Source organism: Pseudomonas sp. Pseusp3, from assembly GCF_047304225.1.
GTDB classification, from domain to species: Bacteria; Pseudomonadota; Gammaproteobacteria; order Pseudomonadales; family Pseudomonadaceae; genus Aquipseudomonas; species Aquipseudomonas fluorescens_CD.
Genome location: NZ_JBGLYV010000265.1, coordinates 1 through 311, shown reverse-complemented (window position 1 = coordinate 311; position 311 = coordinate 1). Strand labels below are relative to the sequence as shown.

Below are 311 nucleotides of genomic sequence, written 5' to 3'. Positions count from 1 at the left end.
GAAAGTAACGTTCAGTCTATCTTTCTATCACATACCCAAATTTTTAAAGAACGAACTAGTCAAAGACTAGAAATCAACATTCACCATCATCGATGGAATGCTCATTTCTAAGCTTTACACAATCAGAAGCAGTAGTGGTGGAGCCAAACGGGATCGAACCGTTGACCTCCTGCGTGCAAGGCAGGCGCTCTCCCAGCTGAGCTATGGCCCCGTATTTCTACAGGCGTTTCCCACACAAAATTGGTGGGTCTGGGCAGATTCGAACTGCCGACCTCACCCTTATCAGGGGTGCGCTCTAACCAACTGAGCTA

Annotated in this window: 1 tRNA gene; it reads right to left on the bottom strand. The window is 47.6% G+C overall.

Features of this window, described 5'->3' with window-relative positions:
* Window positions 1-135: 135 nt before the first annotated feature.
* Window positions 136-211, bottom strand: a tRNA-Ala gene (locus ACCD00_RS30820).
* Window positions 212-311: the final 100 nt, after the last annotated feature.